This is a genomic window from Chloroflexota bacterium, assembly GCA_016235055.1.
Classification (GTDB): Bacteria; Chloroflexota; Anaerolineae; order JACRMK01; family JACRMK01; genus JACRMK01.
Window position 1 is genome coordinate 22,967 of the sequence record JACRMK010000001.1, and the last position, 17,844, is coordinate 40,810.

Consider the following 17,844-nt stretch of genomic DNA (forward strand, 5'->3'; position numbering starts at 1 on the left):
GGCGCGACGGGCTAACCACGGTGATAACCCACATCGTTGCGTACCAAATGCTTCGAGACCTAACAGGTTTTGAAAACCTGTTAGGTCTGGCCGTTGTGCGTACTCCCCGTTTAACTCTATTGTGTGTCCCATGCTAAAATGCTGAAGTATGTTTGCGCACACGCGCCATCTGGCGGTCGTGTCCCTGCTTGGCGGCATCCTCGTTGTGGCATTCGCCCTGCGAATCTTCGGCCTGAACTGGGACGACAATCACCATATCCATCCTGATGAGCGCTGGATCACGATGGTGGCCATGGACACCTATGTCCCGGCTCAGTGGTCCGATGCGCTGAATCCGCGCCGGTCCGCGCTGAATCCCTACTGGGACCTGCGCACGAACCAGCCGCGGCATTTCGCGTACGGCAGTTTTCCGCTCTATCTCGTGCGCCTGGTCGCGACCGGCATCAGCGACGTGGCCGCCAGTGATCTCGCCTCCGGCAATCCGGCGTGGTCCGCATGGCGCAGTGCGAACGACTATGACCACATCAACCTCGTCGGGCGCTTAATATCCGCGCTATTTGACACCGCGACGGTATTCCTCGTCTTTTTGCTTGGCCGGCGCATCTATGGCCCGGCCGTCGGGCTGCTCGGCGCGGCCCTATCGGCGCTAGCGGTACAGCAGATTCAACTGGCGCATTTCTACGCCTTCGATGGGGTCACCACCACGGTGATCGTGGCCGCCGTGTATTTCGGCGTGCGGGTCGTGCAGGATGGGCAGTTATCCGACACACTCTGGCTCGGCGCGATGGTGGCGCTGGCAATTGCCTCCAAGTTCTCGGCCCTGCCGTTGCTGGCAATCGTCGGGCTGGCGCACCTGCTGCGCGTGGCGCCTGTGTGGACCCGTCTGCACCCCGCCCGGCCGGCAGGCGCACTCGGTATCGTGGCCCACCCGCCGCTGTGGGTTGCGCCCGTGCTAAGCATCGAAGTCGTACACGCCGTCAGTCGTATTCTGCTGTGCTTCCTGTTTGCGTTGCTCATCTTCTTCGCAGCCAGCCCGTTCACATTTCTCGATTTCAACGGCTATGTCGCCAGTATCAGCGAACAGAGCGAAATGGTGCGCGGCACAGCCGACTTCCCGTACACACGACAGTATATCAATACCGGTCTGTCGTACTGGTTCGAGAACTGGACGTTCTGGGCGGCCGGACCGGCGCTGGCCTTGCCCTCGCTGCTCGGACTGGGTCTGGTGGCATGGCGCGCTGTGCGACGACGCGCCGGCGTCGGCGAATGGCTGATGCTGGCTTGGATTGTGCCGTACGCGGCGGTCACGATGGCATTCCAGGTCAAATTCCTCCGCTACCTCGTGCCGGTGATGCCGTTCATGACCATCCTGGCCGGGTACGTTGTGTACCGGATCGCGCGCAGCACCTCGCAGCGTCCGTGGTGGCGCTGGGTGCGCGTGCTCCCGGCGGCTCTGGCCGTGGCGGGCACGGCGGCCTATGCCTTCGCGTTCATGCAGATATACACGCAACCCTTGACCCGCGTGACCGCGTCGGAATGGATCTACCGCAATATCCCTGCCGGGAAGTCGATCACCGACGAGGCGTGGGACGACTCGCTGCCACTCGCGCGTGTCGTGGACGGCGTGCCGCGCGCGCAGGGCGAGTACAAAGTCGTCACGATGAACCTGCACGAGCCGGACGACGCCACCAAGCTAGTCAATCTACGCCAGTGGCTCACGACCGCCGATTACGTCATTATCTCGTCGAACCGCATGTACGGCTGGCTGCCGCGCGTGACCGACCGCTTTCCGCTGACGCGCCACTATTATGACCTGCTGTTCGCCGGGCAACTCGGCTACGAGCCGGTCGCGACGTTTACGTCGTACCCGCGCCTCGGGCCGTTCGCCTTCAACGACGACCACGCGGATGAGTCGTTCACCGTGTACGATCATCCCAAGGTGTTGGTCTTTCGCAAGATTCGCAACCTGCGCGCCGACGAATTCGCGCAGTTATTCGCTGACGTGCCCGCCGCACGCCAGCCGCAGCCGTCGACCGCCGCAGTCGCCGCGCGCAGCCCGAGCCTGCTGCTCGATCAGCCGGTTGACCAGTTGCCGGTCGTGAACGACCGCGCCTGGAACGGGTTGGCCAACGCATCGCCGCTGTTCGCCATCATCGTGTGGTGGATCGTCGTCCAGTTCGTTTCGCTGGCCGGACTGGCAGCGACCGTCCGCATTTTCCACCGCTGGGCCGATCGCGGCTATCTATTTGCGAAGTCACTCGGATTGCTGACCGTCGCGTGGCTCATGTGGATGCTCGGCAGCCTGCATATTCTGATGCACACGGCGCTGGTGCTGTGGGTCATCGTCGCGCTGCTGGCCATACTGTCTGCCTATCTTTTGTATGAGCGTCGCGACGCGATATTGGCTTTCATCCGCGCAAACCGCCGCATGCTGCTCTTTGAGGAAGCGCTGTTCGGCCTGGCCTTCCTCCTGTTCGTTGGCATCCGTATGCTCAACCCGGATCTATGGCAGCCGTGGAACGGCGGCGAGAAGTCGATGGAGTTCGCGTTCCTGAACGCCATCCTGAAATCGCCTTACTTCCCGCCGTACGACCCATACTTTGCCGGCGGGTATATCAACTATTATTACTACGGTATCTACGTCGTCGGCGTGCTCGTGAAACTGAGCGGCATCACGCCGGCGGTGGCGTTCAACCTGGCGATACCGACGTTGTTTGCGCTAACCGTCTCCAATGCGTTCAGTGTCGCGTTCAACGCCGGCACAATGCGAGCCGGCCATGCGTCGCGCTCGCGGGCGATTATGGCCGGGCTGCTGGCCGCGCTCTTCGTCGCCGCCATTGGCAACCTGGACGGTCTCGTGCAGGTGGTCGACGGGCTCGGACGCGCGGGCGGCAGCGAGTTCAAGTCCAGTATTATCGGCGTCGAAGGACTCGTCAAGGGCGTGGCCGGTTTGCCCGCTGTGCTGTTCGGCGGCAAGTCGATACCGCCCTTTGATTACTGGCGCAGTTCGCGCGTGGTGCCGTTCACGATCAACGAGTTTCCGCTTTGGAGCTTCCTCTTTGCCGACCTGCACCCGCACATGATCGGCATGCCTTTTACGCTGCTGGTAATCGGGCTGGCGGCGCACGCGCTCAGGCGACCCGCCGCGAGCATGCCGCCGCCGGGCGCGGAGCTCGACGGCACGGCCGAGTTAGCCACACCGCTCGGCGCCGACAGCCTGCACGAGCGAGGCGTCAGCCTGTTCGTTGGCGCGGCACCGCCACCGGACGACAGCACGTGGCCGACGCGGATTCTGACCGGTGCGGCGCTGGCATTGACGCTGGGCGCTATCGCGGCGATCAACACGTGGGACGCGCCGACCTATCTCGGCCTGGCGCTCGGCGCGCTATTGCTGCGTCGCCACTGGACCGGCGCTGGTCACTGGCCCGGCACGTTCGTGTCTGTCGGCATCATCGGCGCGGCCAGCCTGGCGCTCTACCTGCCCTTTTTTAGTCACTACAAGGCGCTGTACGTCGGACTTGGCCTGAGCGACATACACACCGACTTCCAGCCGTTCGTGATCGTCTGGGGCCTGTTCCTGTTTGTCGGCGTGTCATTCGTCGCAGGCGAAGTCGCGCGCCGCTCGCGCGATGGATCGCCCGCCGCGCCTGTGGCCGCCGTCCTGCGGCAGTTCATGCGCCTGCCCCGCCTGCTGGAACTGGGTGAGCAGTTCGGCATGGTCGCCGCGGCCAATCAGCTTGCGCTGGCCGCCCTGGCCGCGCTCACGACCGCCAGCATCGTGTTGGTCCTGCTGAACCTGCCAGTGATCGCATTCCTGATCTGGCCGTTCGCGCTGACGGCGCTGCTGTTGACCCGGCGCGGCGTCGAGCCGCGCGCGCAACTGGCGACGTGGCTGGCGTTCTGGGCGTTCGCCATCCTGCTCGGCGTCGAGGTCGTTTACCTGCAAGACTTCCTCGGCGGCGAGTGGAAGCGCATGAACACGCTGTTCAAGTTCTATATTCAAGTCTGGGTGCTGCTGGCGCTGGTCGCCGGCATCGCCCTGCCGGACCTGTGGTCGCGCGTCAACGCACAGCGCGGCCTCTGGCCGGCGATCTGGCACACGGCGCTTGGCACGCTGGTGGCGGCGGCCATGTTGTTTTCGGTCTTCGGCACCTACGGCCGCGTGAACGATCGTTTCCCCAACGCACGCCCGCCGCTCGGCACGCTGAACGGGCTGGACTATATGAGCGTCGGCGTGTACTCGTGGCCGGATGACAAGAATACGATCGAAATGAAGTATGATCTTGATGCAATCCGGTGGTTGCAGGATAATGTCAGCGGCACGCCGGTCATTGCCGAGGCGGCTATCGGCTACTATCGTGAAGGCGGCATGCGGGTCTCGTCGTATACCGGCCTGCCGACGCTGCTGGGTATGCACCAGGGCGAGCAGCGCTACAGCGACGACGTCGGGCAGCGCGATGGCGAAGCGCGCGAGTTCTTCAACACGGTGGACACGGCGCGGGCGATGGATCTGATCCGCATGCTGCACATTCGCTATGTGTACATCGGCCAACTGGAGCGCGCCACCTATGCGCCCGGCGGGCTCGACAAGTTCGACGCGATGGTGAAGGCGGGCGTGCTCGACGTGGCTTACCGCAATCCCAAAGTCATCATCTATCGTGTGAAGGGTTAGGCGCCGTCATCTGATGATCGACTCACTCAAGTGGTACCTGGTGTTGCAAGGGTTGGGTATACTGGGACTGCCCATCGCCTTCCGTCTTTTTGCGCCGCTGCCCTCGCGTGGCTACGTCTTCGCGAAACCGCTGGCGCTGCTGCTGGCCGGCTACCTGTTCTGGATTGCGGGCATGTTCGGCTTTCTCGCCAACAGCACAGCCGGGATTGTGCTCGCCATCGTTGTCGTCGCCGGGCTGTCGGCGCGGCTGGCGTGGGAGGACCGCGCCGAGATCGCGGCGTTTATTCGAGGCAACCTGTCGCTGATCGCAGCGTCCGAAATCGTCCTAGCCGCGTTCTTTGTCTTCGGGCTTGTGTTCCGCGCCTACAATCCGGCGCTAAACTATACCGAAAAGCCGATGGACCTGCTGTTCCTGAACAGTGTGCTGCGCTCGCCGGACTTCCCGCCAAACGACCCGTGGCTGTCGGGATACGGCATCAGCTACTATTACTTCGGCTATCTGCTGGTCTCCATCGTGGCGCGACTAGCCGATGTGGGCGCGGGGGTCGCGTTCAACGTAGCATTGGCGAGCATCATAGGCATGTCGGCCGCGGGCGCGTTCACGATCACATACGATCTGATCGGGCTTGGCGAGCGCTCGCGTGCGCGGCCGCTGGCGCGCAAGGCCGTATTCGCCATTGCGCTGCTCGGCGCGCTGCTGGTGGTCGTGGCCGGCAACTACGAAGGCGTCGTGGAGTTCCTGAACGCGCGCGGCATCGGCTCATCGGAGCTCTACCAGATGCTCGGCATCAAGAACCTGCCGCCCACGCACGTCTCAGCGGCCTGGTTCCCCGACGACAACTGGTGGTGGTGGCGGGCCTCCCGCGTGCTGGCCACGCGCGACATTGAAGTCATCGACGAGTTTCCGTTCTTCAGTTTCCTGATCGCCGACCTGCACCCGCACGTCATGGCCTTGCCATATGCGCTGATGGCCGTCGCCGCCGCACTGGCGATCTTTGCCGAAGAACGCGCCGCGGCGACGATGCGCCGCTGGCAGTCACTACTGGTTCCAATCGTGTGCGGCGCGCTGGGCTTCCTCAATTCATGGGACTTTCCAACCTATACCGGCCTGGTGATCGCCGGGTTCGCGCTCAATCGGGCGCGCCGCAGCGGATGGTCGTCGCAAACGGTGAGCGACACGGCCGGATTCGGACTCTTCGTCGGCGGTCTGGGACTACTGATGTACTTGCCTTTCTATCTAACGTTCTCGTCGCAGGCGAGCGGCATCGCGGTGGCCGGCCCGCTGGTGCCGCGCACAACCTTCCCGCAGTTGATCCTATTCTGGGGCTTCTTCCTGTTTTGCGCCTGCGCGTTCATACTGGCGCATGGGCGCGTTGTGCGCGATGCGCTGCTGGGCCGTTGGGGTTGGCGCATTTTTGCCGGCGTGCTGATGCTGCTGCTCGTATTCGTGGCGCTGGTACAGTGGTGGTCGGCAGCGGCAGCCATATTGGTATTGGCGGCCGCCATCCCGCTGGCGTTGTCCCGCGCAACAGATGCAACAGACGCCGATCGCAATATGCCGGACTCCGGCGCCGTATTTGCCGCGCTGCTGCTGACGCTCGCCTTTGGACTGATCTTCGTCGTCGAGTTCGTGTACATCCGCGACAGTTTTGGCACGCGCATGAACACGGTCTTCAAGTTCTATTACCAGGCGTGGGTGCTGCTGGCGCTCGCTTCGGCGTACGCCGTGTACATCATCGCCACGCGTCCCGCGCCGGTCTGGCGCGCCGCCGGCTTGGCTCTATCCGCTCTGGCCTTTGCCGGCACACTGGTCTACCCCGCCGCAGCGTTCGCCACACAGACCAACCAGCTGCAGCGCGACGATGTGACGCTCGACGGCGCCGCGTACATGGTTCAGTATCACCGTGCCGACGCCGCCGCCATCGAGTGGCTGCGCGTTAATGCGCCGCCGTCGGCGGTCGTGCTGGAGGCCGTCGGCGGCCAATACTCAGAATATGGGCGCGTGTCGTCACAAACCGGCATCCCAACGGTGCTCGGCTGGCCGGGTCACGAGTTGCAGTGGCGCGGCAACGGCGACGAGGCGGCGCGACGCGAGCCGGTGGTGCAGCGTATCTACACGAGCCGCAATGCCGACGAAGTGCGCGAACTGCTGGGCGCCTATGGCGTTACACATATCTTTGTCGGCGAACTGGAACACGCAAAGTACGGCACCGCAATGCCAATGACCAGCATGACATCCGTGGCGGAGAAGATCTACGACCGCCTCGGCACTGCCATCTACCGGGTGAGATAGCCACATGGCCAGAAGACGCACGCGACGATCCGCAAATGCCGCACCGGAACTCCGGCGCGAGGATATCCCGCCGGTCGAGGCTGTGCCGGTGCCGGAGCCGATACCGGCGCTTGAGCGCGCGCCTGAAGAAGCAAGCGGTCTGACCGTCGAGCACGTGCTCTGGGCCGTCGTCATCGCGGTTGCGGCATTCGTCCGGATCAACGATCTCGCCTGGACGTCGCTGTCCGATGCGGAAGCAGCGCTAGCCAACGCCGGGCTCGACTTGTTGCGCGGCGGCGCGACAGCGGCGCTCGGCGCCCGCCCGCTGTTTTCGGCGCTGGCCGGCCTGGCGATGGCCATCTTCGGCGCCAGCGATGCCTCGGCGCGCATCGTCTCTGCGCTTGCCGGCATCATACCGGTAGCGCTCACGTACTGGCTGCGCCCCCTGCTGGGCCGGATCGGCGCAATAGCCGCCGCGCTGGTATTCACCGTCTCGGCCACCTTCTTGACGCAGTCGCGCACGGCCAACGGCGATATGCTTGCGTTCGCGGGCATCTATGCCGCGTTGGTCGGCATCACCCTGTGGCTGCAGACGCGCGCTCCGAGCCGGTTGTACCTTGCCGCCGCCGGCGTCGCTATCGCACTTGTCTCCAGTCCGATCGCGTACACCGCGCTGCTAATCGTCGGTGTGTTCGCTGCGCTCGCGCTCGTGCTGCGGGCGCGGCGACTGGTCGACGTTTCCAACTGGGAGCGCGCGTTCTACATGTTCCGTGGAATGCCAGGTGCAAGCCGGAAGGTGTTAGCGGTCTTCGCGCTGGTATTCGCGGGCGGCGCGACGGCCGGGCTGGTCAATCCAGGCGGCCTGCAGGCAGCGGCAAACCTGGCCGCCGACTGGCTCGGCGCCTGGGGCGGCACGCCGGCGCGGCCTGCCTCATTTGCGTTCGATGTGCTGGTGCGGTACGAACTACTCCCACTCACCTTCGGACTGGCGGGGCTGTTCTATATGCTCGCCCGCGGCGACCGGCTAGCGCTGTTCATGGCCTGGTGGCTGAGTGCGGCGCTTACGTTCACGACGCTGTCTCCCGAGCGGACACCGGCCGTTATCCTGCTTGTGTTGCTGCCGTTGGTGTGGGTCACCGGCCGCGTGGTCGACGATCTGGCGCATGCGCTGGGCCGCAGCTTTTCGGCGGCCAATGAGGGCACCTTCATAATGCTCGGGCTGATCACGCTGGGCATCATTTACATTAATCTGGCCGCCTACGCCAACGACGGCACGTCCAGTCATCTGGTCGTGGCGGCCATCGGCGCGGCGATGCTCGTTCTGATCGCGCTCATGACACTGTTTCTGGCCGCATATTACGAGCCGGCGAGCGGGACAGCCGGCGGCCATTCCGGCAGCGCGCTCATGCTGCGCGTCGCACCGGTCTGGAGAGACGGATTTGACCGCGCGTACGTGATCGCCGGTCTGCTGGCGCTGGTTGCACTGGCCTCTATGCAGGCGCGCGCCGGGCTTTTGCTGGCGTTCACGCAGTCCGACAACCCGCGCGAACTGCTCGTTTCGTCACCCGCCACCATCGACGCGCGGACCATTGCGCCAGTGCTGGCGGGACTGTCCAACCGCTGGGATGGCGATCCGACCACCGCGCCGATCGTGGCCAGCGCCGGCATCGGCCCGGCGCTGCGCTGGTATCTGCGCGATTTTCGCACCGTGCGATTCGTCGACGGCATCATCGCCACCGCCGACGAGCCGATCGTGATCGTGCCGGCCACCGACACGCAGCCGGGTTTTGGCGTGCCGTACGCGGCACAGAAGATGCGCTGGCGCTGGCTTGCCAGCGACCTGCCATCCGGAACCGGCGCATACCTGCGCTGGATGCTGTTCAACGGCATCCGAACCGTGCCGCCGTCGTATGATATAATCGTGTACGTTCAGCAAAAGTAGGCGCCGCCAGGTCTGCGTTAAATGCTGCCCGGGCCTGTTCCCCCGCAGCGCCGCGCTGAACGCGCCCGCCATACTCAAGTTTCGACCGAGGACGTTAACCCATGCAGGACACTCTCGATCAAAATCCGATTCCCATGCTTGACCGGCCATTGACCGCGCTGCTGCGCTTCACTGTCGAGTCGGCGTTGTGGCTGGGCATTGTCCTGTTCACCGTGCTGACTCGCTTCTGGGATCTCGGCTCGCGCGCGTACAACCACGACGAGTCGCTGCACACGCTGTACTCGTGGTACCTGTACCAGGGACGCGGCTATATCCACGATCCCATGATGCACGGTCCCTTTCAGTTCCACCTCAACACGCTGATCTTCTTCCTGCTGGGTGACAGCGACTACACGGGGCGCATCCTCTACGCGGTATTCGGCGTCATCGCCGTAATACTGCCGTTCTACCTGCGCCGCTATCTCGGTCGCGCGGGCGCACTGCTGGCCGCCGTCGGCATCGCCGTGGCGCCCGACATCATGTACTACTCGCGCTTCGCGCGCAACGACATCCTGCATCTCGTCTGGTCGCTGCTGGCGATCATCGGGCTGTTCGGCTTCATCCGCGAGCGCAAGCCGCGCTATTTCGTGCTGGGCGCTGCGGCGATTTCGCTGATGTGGGCCACCAAGGAAACGGTCTTCATCTTCGGCTTCAGCGCCCTCTCGTTCCTCGTCGTCGTGTTCGTGCTTGAAGGCTTGCGCCGCGGCAACTGGAACCTGATCACCGCCGTCCGCTCGCTTGACCTCGTGACAGCCGTCATCGCCATCGTCACGGCTTTGGCCATTTTCGCCATCCTCTACACCACACTCTTCACCAACTTCAAAGGCCTGGAAACGGGCGCATTTGGCGCGATCAGGTACTGGCTCGCGCAGCAGGACGTCAAGCGCGGCGACCAGCCGTGGTATTACTACCTGGTACTGTTGCCTATCTACAACTTCATGCCGCTGCTGCCGGCGCTGATCGGCACTGGCTATTACGCCTTCCGGCGCAACACCGCAACCCTGTCGTTTGGCGTGTCGGCGCTGCTGACCGCCGTCATGGCGATCGCCGTGTTCGGTCACTCGCCGGCCGCCGCCGGCGCGCCCGCCGCCGGCATCGACCCGGCGCTGATTGCGGCGTTCATCTGCGCGTTCGGCGCGCTCGGATCCGGCGTCGTGCAGTTGACGCGCGGCAAGCGGACTGACGGCATCCTGCTGCTGGCCGGCGGCTTCGGCTTTCTGGTCGCCAGCTTCATCCTGGCCGATGTGCTGCTGCTCAGGTCTGCCGTGCCGCCGGCTGCCGATGCACCGAAGGCATTCGCGATCGAACCGGGCGTCGTACTGTTCTTAATTGTCCTCGGCTGGGCCGTCGCCTCGCTGACCGTCGCGGTCCTGCGCGGCCGCAGCCGCGAGCCGTTGTTCACGGCCTTTGTGGTGCACTGGCTGCTGACGTCGTTCATCATCTACTCGTGGGCCGGCGAGAAGATGCCGTGGCTGTCGCTGCACATGTCGCTGCCGGCCATCGTGCTCGCCGCTCAGTTCCTCAACGACATGTGGTCGCCGCTGAACTGGTCCAGCCTGCGCGCGCGCGGCGCGCTCTGGCTGGCGCTGATCGTTCCCCTGGTCGGCTACTCGATCATCCGCCTGTTCGCCGTCGCGCCATTCCAGGGCATCTCGCTACAAAGGCTTGACGCAACCTTGCAGTGGTTCGCGACGGTCGTCATCGGGGCCGGGCTGATCTACGCCGGGTGGTGGGTGGCGCGGCGGCTGTCGCGGCGCGAGGCGTTGCAGGTTATCGCGGCGTCGCTCATGCTGCTGCTGCTCGCCGCCACGATTCGCTACGCGATCATAGGCTCGTTCGAGCACGGCGACGTGGCCGTGGAAATGCTCATCTACGCGCAGGGCGCGCCGGATGTGCCGGTGGTGGTCCGCGACATCGAGACGATGTCGTTCAAGCTGACCGGCGGACGGGACATGGACATCGTCGTCGAAAGCTCGGAGACCTGGCCGTTCGCCTGGTATCTGCGCAATTACACGAAGGTCGCCTACCCCGGCAGCCTGGAAGGGCCGCCGACCGCGCCGATCGTCATCGCCGGTTACGAAAACGAGAGTCGCTACAAGCCGTGGATGTCCAACTACATCGGCGTCAAGCGCAAGCTGATCTGGTGGTTTGCCGAGGACTACAAGGGCATGACGCCGCAGCGCATTGCGGACCTGCTGTCCAAGCCGGAGAATCGCGAATCGCTGCTGAACTTCCTGCTGTACCGCAAGTTCGAGGTTCCGCTCGGGCAGTGGCCGCTGCGCAAGGAGTTCACGTTCTACGTGCGGCGCGACGTCGCCAGCCTGATCTGGACGCCGTCGCAGTTGCCGCCGCCCGATGTGGAGCGCCAGGACAAGGACTTGCAGGACAAGTTCGTCACCGCTGCGCCCAAGCTCGTCATCGGCCAACGCGGGACGGAAGCGGGCCAGTTCAACGGGCCCAAGGGCATCGCGGCGCTGCCCGACGGCTCGCTGCTCGTGGCCGACTCGTCGAACCATCGCATCCAGAAGCTGGACGCCGATGGCAAGCCGCTGCTGGCCTTCGGCACGCAGGGCGGCGGCGACGGCCAGTTCCAGGAACCGTGGTCGGTGGCCGCCGGGCCGGATGGCTCGATCTACGTGGCCGATACGTGGAACCATCGTGTCCAGAAGTTCGACGCCAGCGGCAAGTTCGTCAAGCAGTGGGGCACGTTTGGCGACACGGCCGGCACGGCCGCACCGGACCGCCCGCTTGTCTTCTACGGCCCGCGCGCGATCGCCGTGGACGCGCAAGGAAACGTCTGGGTGGTAGACACGGGCAACAAGCGCATCGTCAAGTTTAACGCAGACGGCCAGCCGCTCGGCGCGTTCGGCGGCCTCGGCACCGGCGTTGGTCTGTTTGCCGAGCCGGTCGGAATCGCCGTGGACCCCAAGTCGGGCGACATCCTCGTGGCCGACACCTGGAATCGCCGGGTGCAGCGCTTCAGCAAGGACTTCAAGCCGCTGTCGCAGTGGAGCGTCCTGGGCTGGGATACCACGTCGGTCGTGAATAAGCCGTACCTCGTGCTGGACAGCGACGGCAATATCTATGCGACCGACCCGGAGGGCCAGCGCGTGGTGAAGTACGCGCCCGACGGCAAGTTGCTCGCCTACTTCGGCAAGTTCGGCGCCGACGCCAATTCATTCAACCTGCCGACCGGCATCGTTGTAGACGCGCAGGGCAACATCTTCGTCGCCGACTCCGGCAATAACCGGATCGCCAAGTTCGACCCGGTCAGCAAATGAGGCCGTAGCAACAGGGCTCCATGCCTCCGCGCACTCTCAAACGGCTCGCGGTCGCGCTGGCAGCGCTCGTTGTCGCGTGGCAAGCGCAGGTGCAGATCGGCGCTGGCGCAATGACCGAGGGCGCGCTTTTGTATGCGCTGGCGCTGGTTCTGTTTCTGCCGGCGCTGAGTCATCTGGCGCCTGCGCGCATCGCCGTTGGTCCGCTGACCGCTGACTGGGTTCCGGCGCCCAGCCTCGCGCGGTGGCAGATGGGCTTAATCGCGGCCGCGTTGCTGGTCAGCGCGGCCAGCTTCGCGCTGTTCGCGTCGCCCGCCCGCCAGCCCGCCGCATGGCTGGCACACGGCGCGGCGGTCGTCCTCTTCGCCGCCGCATTCGCGCGCCGGCTCCGGCTTACCGCGCGCGAACCGGCGCCCGGCGAGCCGTCGCGACGCATGGTCGTCGCCGCGCTGCTGGTGATCCTCGTCGTCGCGTCGCTCGCCCGCCTCTGGCAGATTGACGAGTGGCCACAGGGCACGTGGTACGACGAGGCGTTCAATGGCAACGGTGCGGCGCGCATCCTAAACGACCCCGGGTACCGGCCGATTTTCATCGAGTCCGATACCCTCCCGGCGCACTTTGCGTACCTGCTGACGCTGTCGTTCCGGCTGTTCGGCGTCAGCACCACATCGATGCGTTTCGTCACCACCGCGTTCGGCGTGGCGACGGCCGGCCTGGCCTTCTTCGTATTTCGCCGCTGGTTTGGCGTGCGCGGCGGCCTGCTCGCGGCGGCGCTGTTTGCCGTCATGCGCTACGACCTGTCGTTCTCGCGCATCGCGCTACATGGCGTCACAACCCCGTTCTACGAGCTGCTAGTGCTGTATTTCTTCGACCGCACTCTGGAGCGCCGGTCACTCAGCGACGTGGCCGCCGCCGGGCTGGCGCTCGGTTTCGGGCTGGCGTTCTACACGCCGTTTCGCCTGTTTCCGTTCGCATTGGCCGGGTTCCTACTGGTCGCGGCGGCAATTAGCTTCATGCGACACCGTCGCACCGACGCCCCAGGGCGCGAACGCGCCGCGCTCAAACAGTTCGCGGCCCCGGCCGTGTTCGTCTTCGTCGTCGGGCTGGTGGTCGCGACCACACCGCTCATCCAGTTTGCCGTCCAGTACAGCGACGTGTTTTTCGCGCGCACGGCGACCGTGTCGATCTTCGAGCGGCGCGACGAGCCCGACCTGCTGAAGGCGCTCTGGAGCAACTTCAGCAAGCATATGCTGATGTTCAACGTGCAGGGCGACCGCAACGGGCGGCACAACCTGCCGAACGAGCCGCTGCTCGACCCGCTGATGGGCGCGCTCGCGGTGCTCGGGTTCGCGCTCGCCTTGCGCCGCGCCAGAGACCTGCCCAATCTGCTGAACCTATCGGTGTTCGGCGTGATGCTGATGGGCGGCGTGCTGACGGTGGATTTCGAAGCGCCGCAGGCGCTGCGCTCCATCGGCGTCATGCCCGCCGTGGTCTACTTCGTCGCGTTGCCGCTGATGGCCGTAGGCGCGGAGATACAGCGGCTGTTCGCATCTCGCCCAACCGCCGCGCCCATCCTGGCGCTCTTTAACGTCGCGGGTATTCTGCTGCTGGCCGCTATCGGCGCATTGAACCTGAGCACGTTCTACGATCGCCAGCGCAATAACGCCGATGTGTGGACGGCCTTCTCCGGCCCGGAGACGGTCACCGCGCAAGAGATGCAGCGCCTCGGCGGCGACTACGATCTGATCGTCACCTCGCTGTGGGCCAATCATCCGACCCTGCGCTTTGTCGCGCCGGATGTGCGTGACTACGCACAGTGGACCGTCAATGATCGCCTGCCGCTGGTACACGATGCGCAGCGCGGCGTCGTGCTCTTGCTGGACCCGCTGCTTAAGGCAACCTACGACTCCGCACGGCTTTACTATCCGGGCGCTGACTTCCGTGAAATTCGCCCGCCCAATAGCGACAACGCGGCCGTGTACGCGATTACGCTGTCGCCGGGCGACCTGCAAGCCGTACAGGGCGTGGCGGTGCGCTACTACCGGGGCGAACCAGCCGGAACGCCGGCCCGCGAGGAGGCATTGTCCACGCTGTCGTTCGACTGGACGCGCTCGACGCCGCTCACCGGCACCTTCACCGCCGAGTTTCGCGCCACGCTACACGTCGCCGACTACGACGCCTACCAGTTTGCGATGGACGGCGCGCCGAGCGCGGAGATCTTCGTAGACGAAAACCCGGCCGGCGCCGGCGCGGTGACGCTGGCGAAGGGCAACCACGCCGTGCGCGTGCGCGTGCCGCCGGGCGTGCTGCGAGGTACGCTGCACTGGCAGCCATCGGGCCATACCGCGATGACGCCGGTACCCGCGTCACTGCTCTTCCGCGCGCCCGTGTCCAACAGTGGACTGCTTGGCGCGTATTACGCCAACGGCGACTGGAACGGCAAGCCGGAGTTTCTGCAGGTCGATCCCGAGATCAGCTTCTACTTTCACAATATCCCACTGCCGCGCCCCTACTCGGTGCTGTGGACCGGGAAGCTGTACGCGCCGGTGCCGGGCGTATACCGCATCGCGACCGATTCGCGCGACAATTCGCAAGTGACGATTGACGGCCAGGTGATTGTAGACAACCCGGGCGCTGCGACCATCGAGGGCACTATCCCGCTGACGGTAGGCTGGCACGATCTGGCCGTCGGCTTCGCGGACAAGACATCGCACACGCAGATCTACCTGTACTGGACGCCGCCCAGCGGCCGTCGCGAGGTCGTGCCGTCGCGCTACCTGTCGCCGCCGATGGGCCGCTACCCGACCGCCGCCGAGATCGCCGCGCTGAATGCGCCGTCGTCGCTGCCGGTGCCGCCGGGCGGCACGGGCGTCCCGTCCGCGCCGGTCAGCCCCATGCTGCTGGCGCCCGTCGCCGTGATTGGCTCCGAGGGCACCGGGCCCAGCCAGTTCAAAGAGCCACGCGCCGTGGCGGTTGGCGACGACGGGCGGTTGTACGTCGCCGATGCCGGCAATCGTCGCGTGCAGATGCTCGACGCTGAGGGTAAGTACCTGGGCGCGATCACGGGCGGCGAAACCGCGTTCGTGGAGCCGTTCGATGTGGCGGCAGCGCCCGATGGCACGATTGTCGTGCTGGACTCGGCCGAAGGCTGGCTCTACCGTTTTGATCGCGACGGGCACCCGCTCGGACGCATCGGCGGGCCGCCGCAGCAGTTCTTCCACCCGCGCGGCCTGTCGGTCGACGAAGCCGGCAATCTGTACGTGGCGGACACGGGCGGCTCGCGCATCGTCAAGCTCGCGCCGGACGGCCAGCGCCTGCAGGTGTTCGGAACGCGCGGCACCGGGCGCGGCCAGTTCATCGAGCCGAGTTCCGCGGCGGCCGATGCGTCCGGCTATCTGTTTGCCACCGACGTGCCCAACAAGCGCATTGAGGTGTTCAACCCGGACGGCCGCTTCCTGCTTGACTTCGCCATTCCGCTGGCCAATCCATTCAACGGGCCGCACATCGCGCTGGCGCCGGATGGCACACTACTGGTGACCGCACCGGAACCGCACAAGATACAGCGGTTCGCACGCGATGGCACACTGCTCGCTGAGTGGGGCGGGCCGGGGTCGGCGCTGGGACAACTGCGCTTGCCGACCGGCATCCGGGTGAACCGCAATATCGTGTGGGTCGCCGATACCGGCAATAACCGTCTCCAGAAATGGGAGATCCGGTGACGCCGCTGCGCCGCGCGGCGGGGATGGCGGGTGCGCTCGCTCTGGCGGCCATGGGATACGTCGCCGACGACCTGCTGGTGATGATCGCCGCCGCGCTCGTCGCGGCGATCGCAACTGCGCCTTCGTCCGAGGCCAGTGGTCGCCAAGCATTGAGGACCTTTCGCGCAGATACCACACTCAACAGCCGCACGCCGGTATTACTAATTGCTCTTGCCGCAGTTGCCAGCGCGAGCGCGGCACTGATCAGCCAAATTGAGCCAGCCGCAGCCGTCGCGAACTACCTGTGGCTCGGCGCGTTGATACTGGTCGGCGTCGCGGCCGGCGTCCATGATCACATCGGACTGCACTCTTTACAGATGCCCGGCAAGCGCGCCATCGCTGAAATTGCGTGCGTCACGCTCATCGCGTTGATCGCTTTCGGCCTGCGCGCATGGAACGTGCAGGAGATGCCGCCGATCATGCACGGCGACGAAGGCGAGATGGGTGTCATCGCCCGCGGCATTCTGTCCGGCGTTACGCCGCCACTATTTGAGGCCTCGCCCTTCTTCAGCCTGCCCTACGTGCTCAACTATCTGCAAGCCGCGTCGCTCGCCATCTTCGGCGTTGACGAGTTCGGCTTGCGCATGCTGTCGGTGATCGCCGGGACGGCATGCATACCGCTCATTTACGTCATCGGCCGTCAGGGGTGGGGCGTCGCGGGCGGGCTGGGCGCGGCGTGGCTGATGGCGGTCGCGCACATGCAGATCCACTACAGCCGGCTCGGCTTTGTGTTCATCGAGTCGGTTCTCTTCATGCTGGTGATGATGGCCGCGTTGGCGGTCGCGGGCAGCAATAAAGAGCCGGACAATCGCTGGTCCACATTTGCGGTGGCTGGTCTGGCGATGGGCCTCGGACAGTACTTCTACTTCGCGTCGCGGGTCATGCCGATCGTTGCCGCGCCGCTGGTGCTGCACATGCTCTTTACGCGCCGCGCCACCCTGCGCCAGGCGATCGTCATGGCGGCGGCCGTGTTGATCGCCTTTGCGCCGCTTGGCGCCTACTTCGCCACGCACCTGGATGTCTTCATCGACCGCGTCTCGTTCGTCAGCGTGCTGCGCGACGACAACATCGCGCACGTGTTGGGACGGCCCGGCACGCTATCAGGCGACTGGCCGCTGGTGCTGGCGACTCAGATGAACCACAATCTTCGTCTCTTCGTGCGCGGCGGCGATGCGGGCGGCTTCTATTTCCAAAACATTCCCGGCCTGGACCCCATCATGAGCATCCTGTTCTGGATCGGGCTCGGAATCGCCGCGTCGCAAACGCCGCGCTTTGCCAGCTTCGCGCTCGTCGTGTGGTTCACGCTCGGGCTATTCTTCGGCGGCGTGTTGACGATCGACGCGCCTTCGGCGCAACGCCTGACGGTTATGTTGCCAACCACCTGCCTGTTCGGCGCCTTGGGCCTGTCTGCGGCCTGGAACGCCGTGGCTTCGCTGCGCGTGCGTCCGGTCGCAGCGATCATGTGGAGAGCCGGCGCGCTGGGCGTGTTGCTGTCGGTGGTCGCCGTGCTCACCTGGCTCAACATCGATCTCTACTTCCGCCAGTACGCCAACGGCGCACAGGGGCGCGAGGCGATCACGGTTGCACGCCTGGCGCGCGCCGAGCCGGAGGGCACAGCGATCGTATTGATGGGACGACCGGTGCTATATTCCAATCATGGCGCGATCAAGTACCTGGCCCCAGGCATCACGTTCAGTGATCCCAAGAACGCAGCCGACGTGTCAATCGATCCGAGTCGGGGCGCGCTCATACTGGCCGTGCCGGACCGGCTGAACGACCTGAAGGTGATCCAGGCACAGTATCCTGGCACGCTGAACGATGTCGTCGACCCGCTCGGCCGGCTCGTGTTGGCGGCTTACCACATCGCCCGGCGCTGATCGGCC

The 17,844-nt window shown here is 65.2% G+C and carries 6 protein-coding genes; all 6 read left to right on the plus strand.

The genetic code is table 11. The features are described 5' to 3' along the window. Positions 1-148 precede the first annotated feature (148 nt). The 6 genes from HZB53_00110 (at position 149) to HZB53_00135 (ending at position 17,838) form a co-directional block, all read left to right on the plus strand. Positions 149-4,672 (plus strand): glycosyltransferase family 39 protein, encoded by a 4,524-nt coding sequence (locus HZB53_00110; protein MBI5876023.1) that lies wholly within the window; start codon positions 149-151, stop codon positions 4,670-4,672. A 13-nt stretch (positions 4,673-4,685) separates the two neighbouring features. Further along, a complete protein-coding gene (locus tag HZB53_00115) occupies positions 4,686-6,965 on the plus strand; it encodes a hypothetical protein (GenBank protein MBI5876024.1) in 2,280 nt (759 codons plus the stop codon). A gap of 4 nt (positions 6,966-6,969) precedes the next feature. Beyond that, complete coding sequence (locus HZB53_00120) at positions 6,970-8,886, plus strand: glycosyltransferase family 39 protein (GenBank protein MBI5876025.1); 1,917 nt, start codon at positions 6,970-6,972, stop codon at positions 8,884-8,886. Positions 8,887-8,987: 101 nt separating this feature from the next. After that, positions 8,988-12,206 carry a TIGR03663 family protein gene (locus HZB53_00125; protein MBI5876026.1) on the plus strand — a complete coding sequence of 1,073 codons (3,219 nt, stop codon included), beginning with the start codon at positions 8,988-8,990 and terminating at the stop codon, positions 12,204-12,206. A 20-nt stretch (positions 12,207-12,226) separates the two neighbouring features. Beyond that, on the plus strand, positions 12,227-15,922 hold the full coding sequence (locus HZB53_00130) for a glycosyltransferase family 39 protein (protein ID MBI5876027.1): 3,696 nt from the start codon (positions 12,227-12,229) through the stop codon (positions 15,920-15,922). Further along, entirely contained in the window at positions 15,919-17,838 is a 1,920-nt protein-coding gene (locus HZB53_00135) for a glycosyltransferase family 39 protein (protein ID MBI5876028.1), read from the plus strand. Before HZB53_00130 ends, HZB53_00135 begins: the two co-directional genes overlap by 4 nt. The last annotated feature ends 6 nt before the right edge of the window (positions 17,839-17,844 follow it).